5 protein-coding genes are annotated in these 5,186 nt (G+C 63.1%); all 5 read right to left on the bottom strand.

What is annotated here, in order from left to right:
• The coding region (urtE, locus tag ACXJ7R_RS24475; protein ID WP_457154079.1) for an urea ABC transporter ATP-binding subunit UrtE at nucleotides 1-621 on the bottom strand (621 nt) is incomplete at its 3' end.
• A gap of 69 nt (nucleotides 622-690) precedes the next feature.
• Nucleotides 691-1,437 carry an urea ABC transporter ATP-binding protein UrtD gene (gene urtD / locus ACXJ7R_RS24470; RefSeq protein ID WP_457154078.1) on the bottom strand — a complete coding sequence of 249 codons (747 nt, stop codon included), beginning with the start codon at nucleotides 1,435-1,437 and terminating at the stop codon, nucleotides 691-693.
• A 6-nt stretch (nucleotides 1,438-1,443) separates the two neighbouring features.
• A complete protein-coding gene (urtC, locus tag ACXJ7R_RS24465; protein ID WP_457154077.1) occupies nucleotides 1,444-2,676 on the bottom strand; it encodes an urea ABC transporter permease subunit UrtC in 1,233 nt (410 codons plus the stop codon).
• Nucleotides 2,673-4,289, bottom strand: coding sequence for an urea ABC transporter permease subunit UrtB (gene urtB / locus ACXJ7R_RS24460; protein ID WP_457154076.1), 1,617 nt, complete (start codon nucleotides 4,287-4,289; stop codon nucleotides 2,673-2,675). The genes urtC and urtB overlap by 4 nt, the downstream gene beginning before the upstream one ends.
• 117 nt (nucleotides 4,290-4,406) lie before the next feature.
• Nucleotides 4,407-5,186: transporter substrate-binding protein (locus tag ACXJ7R_RS24455; RefSeq protein WP_457154075.1), on the bottom strand; the 780-nt coding region annotated here is incomplete at its 5' end.

Below are 5,186 nucleotides of genomic sequence, written 5' to 3'. Positions count from 1 at the left end.
GTCCATGATGTTGACCTCGTCGGCAAGCTCGCGGCAGAAATCGAGATATTGTTCGACCAAAAGCACGGCGATGCCCGCCTGGTCGCGCAGATAGCGGATGGCGCGGCCGATATCCTTGATGATCGACGGCTGGATGCCTTCCGTCGGTTCGTCGAGCACCAGCAGCTTCGGCCGCATCACCAGCGCCCTGCCGATGGCCAACTGCTGCTGCTGGCCACCGGAAAGGTCGCCGCCACGGCGACCCAGCATCTGCTTCAGCACCGGGAACAACTCGAAGACATGGGCGGGCACGTTGCGGTCGCCACGCTTCAGCGGCGCAAAGCCCGATTCCAGGTTTTCCCGCACCGTGAGCAGCGGAAAGATCTCCCTGCCCTGCGGTACGAATGCGATGCCCGACCGGGCGCGGTCATACGCCGCGCTCCGGTCGAGCGCCTTCCCCTCGAAGGCAACGCTTCCGCTCGTCAGCCGATGGTGGCCGACGATCGATCTCATCAAACTGGTCTTGCCGACGCCGTTGCGGCCGAGCACGCAGGTGATCTTGCCGGCGCCGGCCTTCAGCGACACGCCACGCAGCGCCTGGGCGGCGCCGTAGTGCAGCGTGGCATCGGAAACTTCGAGCATGTCAGCGCCTTCTCCAGAACCGCAGGAAGGACAGATCGAAGCGATGGAATTGTACCCGCCAGACCATGCTCATCTCCCCAAATAGACTTCGACGACGCGCTCGTCGGCAGACACGAAATCGAGCGTGCCCTCGGACAGCACCGAGCCTTCGTGCAGGCAGGTGACCTTGACGCCCAACTCGCGCACGAAATGCATGTCGTGCTCGACGACGATGACCGAATGGTCGCGCGCGATCTCCTTGAGCAGTCGCGCGGTTTCCTCGGTCTCTGCATCGGTCATGCCGGCGACTGGCTCGTCGACCAGCAGCAGCTTCGGGTCCTGCGCGAGCAGCATGCCGATCTCCAGCCACTGCTTTTGTCCATGGCTCAAATTTGCAGCCAATTGATCGCGTTTGTCACCAAGTCGGATAATGCCGAGAATGTCGTCGATCTGCCGCGCTTCGGCGGCCGAGCGTCGATGGAACAGCGCCGGGAAGATCGAGCGCGGCCCCTTCAACGCCAACATCAGATTTTCTTCGATCGTGTGGCTTTCGAAGACCGTCGGCTTCTGGAACTTGCGGCCGATGCCCATCATGGCGATCTCGGCTTCATCATGCCTGGTCAGGTCGATCTGGCCGTCGAAGAAAACCTCTCCCTCGTCGGGCCGCGTCTTGCCGGTGACAATGTCCATCATCGTCGTCTTGCCGGCCCCGTTGGGGCCGATGATGGCGCGCATCTCGCCCTTGTCGAGCACCAGCGACAAATTGTTGATGGCGCGGAAGCCGTCGAAGGAAACCGAGACGCCGTCGAGATAGAGGATCGTGTGCGACTTGCTCATGATCGCTCACTCCGCCGGCTGTGGTTCGGGGCTGGATGAGGACCAGTCGCCAGGCCTTGTCGCCGCGCTGCGAACGATCTTCTGCGGCGGCGGGACGACGGGGTCGATGCCGGCCTCCTCGGCCAGCGAGGCCGCCCGCAGCGCTTTGGCGTTGCCRCGCCAGGAATCCCACATGCCGACGATGCCTTTGGGCAGCAAAAGCGTGACTGCGACAAACAGGCCGCCGAGCGCAAACAGCCAGAATTCCGGCAACACGCCGGTGAACCAGGATTTGCCGGCATTGACCAGCAGCGCGCCGATGATCGGCCCGACAATGGTGCCGCGCCCGCCGACGGCCGCCCAGATCACCACCTCGATCGAATTGGACGGTTCGAACTCGCCGGGATTGATGATGCCGACTTGCGGCACATAGAGCGCGCCGGCAATGCCGGCCATGACCGCCGAGACGGTGAAGGCGAACAGCTTCACATTCTCCGCCCGCCAGCCGAGGAAGCGGGTGCGGCTCTCGGCGTCGCGCACGGCCATCAGGAGCTTGCCGTATTTGGAACCGACGATCGCCCAGGTGACGAAGACGGCGAACGCCAGCGTCACCGCGCTGGCGGCGAACAGTGCCGAACGCGTCTCGTCGGCCTGCACGTTGAAGCCGAGAATATCCTTGAAATCGGTCAGGCCGTTGTTGCCGCCGAAACCCATATCGTTGCGGAAGAACGCGAGCAGCAGCGCATAGGTCATCGCCTGGGTGATGATGGAGAGGTAGACGCCTGTGACACGGCTGCGGAAGGCGAACCAGCCGAAGACGAAAGCGAGCAGGCCGGGCACCGCAAGCACCATGAGGCCGGCGAACCAGAAATGGTCGAAACCAGTCCAGAACCAGGGCAGTTCCTTGTAGTTCAGGAACACCATGAAGTCCGGCAGGATGGGATTGCCATAGACGCCCCGCGCGCCGATCTGGCGCATCAGATACATGCCCATCGCATAGCCGCCGAGCGCGAAGAAGGCGCCGTGGCCGAGCGAAAGGATGCCGCAATAGCCCCAGACAAGGTCGAGCGCCAAGGCGAGCAGCGCATAGCAGAGATATTTGCCGGTCAGCGCCACGATGTAGGACGGCACGTAGAAGGCGCTGGTCGGCGACACAGCCAGGTTGAGCAGCGGCACGATGATCGCCACCGCCAGCAGGATGAGAATCGTGATGGCGATGCGGCGGTCCGCACCCGCGGCGAAGAAGCGTCCGGTGATCATGCTTCCACCGCCCTGCCCTTGAGCGCGAACAGGCCGCGCGGGCGCTTCTGGATGAACAGGATGATCAGCACCAGCACGACGATCTTGCCGAGCACGGCGCCGGCATAGGGCTCGAGGAACTTGTTGACGATGCCGAGCGAGAAGGCGCCGACCAGCGTGCCCCATAGATTACCGACACCGCCGAAGACGACGACCATGAAGCTGTCGATGATGTAGCCGCGGCCGAGATTGGGCGAGACATTGTCGATCTGGCTAAGCGCAACACCGGCGATGCCGGCAATGCCGGAACCCAGCGCGAAGGTCAGCGCATCGACCCATGGCGTCCTGATGCCCATCGAGGCGGCCATGCGCCGGTTGGCGGTGACGGCGCGCATCTGCAGCCCCCAGGGAGTGCGCTTCATCACATAGAGCAGCACGGCAAAGACGGAGAGCGCGAAGACCAGGATCCAGAGGCGGTTCCAGGTGATCGCGAGCTGGCCGACATTGAACGAGCCCGACATCCAGGAGGGATTGCCGACTTCCTGGTTGGTCGGCCCGAAGATGCTGCGCACGGCTTGCTGCAGGATCAGCGACACGCCCCATGTCGCCAGCAATGTCTCCAGCGGCCGCCCGTAGAGAAAGCGGATAACGCCACGCTCTATGGCCAGGCCGACAAGCGCCGCGACGAGGAAGGCGAGCGGCAGCGCGATGACCAGCGACCAGTCGAACAGGCCGGGAAAGGATGTGCGGATCACCTGCTGGACGACAAAGGTCGTGTAGGCGCCGAGCATGACCATCTCGCCATGCGCCATGTTGATGACGCCCATGACGCCGAAGGTGATGGCAAGCCCGATTGCCGCCAGCAGCAGCACCGAGCCCAGGGAAATCCCGTACCAGATGTTCTGGCCGGCATCCCAGAAGGCCAGCGTCGAATTGATGTCGGCGATTGCGGCCGTCGCCGCCTCCTTGACCGCACCCGAGGCGGTCGCCTCGACCGAGGTGAGCAGCGAAACCGCATCGCGGTCGCCCCGTGCGCCGATCAGCGCGATGGCGGCGAGCTTGTCGGCATCCGGCCGGTCAGAAACCAGGACAGATGCGGCACGGGCCTGTTCGAGCAGGGCCTTGACGCTGGCCACCGTCTCGCTGGCGATCGCGGTGTCCAGCGGCCCAATGTTTGCGGCATCGGGTGTCTTGAACATGGTGTCGGCAGCGGCGATGCGCACGGCCGGATCCTTGGCGCCGAGCGTCAGCGTGCCCAGCGCATCGCGGATGACGCGGCGCAGTGTGTTGTTGACCTTGATCTTGGTGATGTCGTCCTTGGCGGCATCCGCCGACTTCTCGCCGCTCAGCGGATCGAACAGCTCAACGCTGTCGCCGGCTTCCTTGCCGACGAAGACCAGCGAATCCGCCTTGCGGATATAGAGGTTACCGTCGGCAAGTGCCGCAAGCGGTCGTTCGACAGCCGGATCACCTGTGGCCGCCAGGTCGTGGACGACGGTGCCTGTCTCGGAAAAGCCCTTGGCCGTCGCGAATTTGGCGATGATTCCACGCAGATCGGCTTCGCCAGCACCCGACGACGACAGCGTCGCCAGCAGGAACAAAAGCGTCAGGCCAATCGCGCGCAACAGGTTCATCGGCTTCAGGCGACCCTTGAATGTTGAATTGGGCGTCCGGACGGCGGAGGAAACCGTCCGGACGCTGGCGGTCTGAGGTCATGGACCTGCGGTCCTGACCTGGTCAGYCCGGGAGGATCAGTTTGTGCCCTTGCCGCCGCACTTGCCGGTGGCGACATTGAAGTTGCCGCAGGACAGAGGCGCGCGCCAATYGGAGATTAGGTCCTTGGAGTCAGGCAGGTAGTCGGACCATTCATCGCCCATCACCAGGCCCGGCGTACGCGAAACCGTCTCGAACTGGCCGTCGGCCTGGATTTCACCGATCAGCACCGGCTTGGTGATGTGGTGGTTCGGCATCATGGTCGAATAGCCGCCGGTCAGGTTGGGCACGGAAACGCCGATCATGGCGTCGATGACCTTGTCCGGATCGGTGGTGCCGGCCTTCTCGACCGCCTTCACCCACATGTTGAAGCCGATATAGTGGGCTTCCATCGGGTCGTTGGTGGTGCGCTTGTCGTTCTTGATGAACTTGTGCCAGTCGGCGATGAACTTCTTGTTCTCAGGCGTATCGACGCTTTCAAAGTAATTCCAAGCGGCGAGATGGCCAACCAACGGCGCCGTGTCGAGACCGGCAAGCTCTTCTTCGCCGACCGAGAAGGCCATGACCGGAATATCCTCGGCCTTGATGCCTTGGTTGCCGAGTTCCTTGTAGAACGGCACATTGGCGTCGCCGTTGACGGTCGAGACGACGGCGGTCTTCTTGCCGGCCGAACCAAACTTCTTGATTGCTGAAACTTCGGTCTGCCAGTCGGAGAAGCCGAACGGCGTGTAATTGACCATGATGTCTTCCGCCGCGACGCCCTTGGCCTTCAGATAGGCCTCGAGGATCTTGTTGGTTGTGCGCGGATAAACGTAGTC

The sequence above is a fragment of the Mesorhizobium sp. P5_C1 genome (assembly GCF_054049815.1).
The sequence above is the reverse complement of the archived record's forward strand: the minus strand, read 5'-3'. Positions and strand labels throughout refer to the sequence as shown.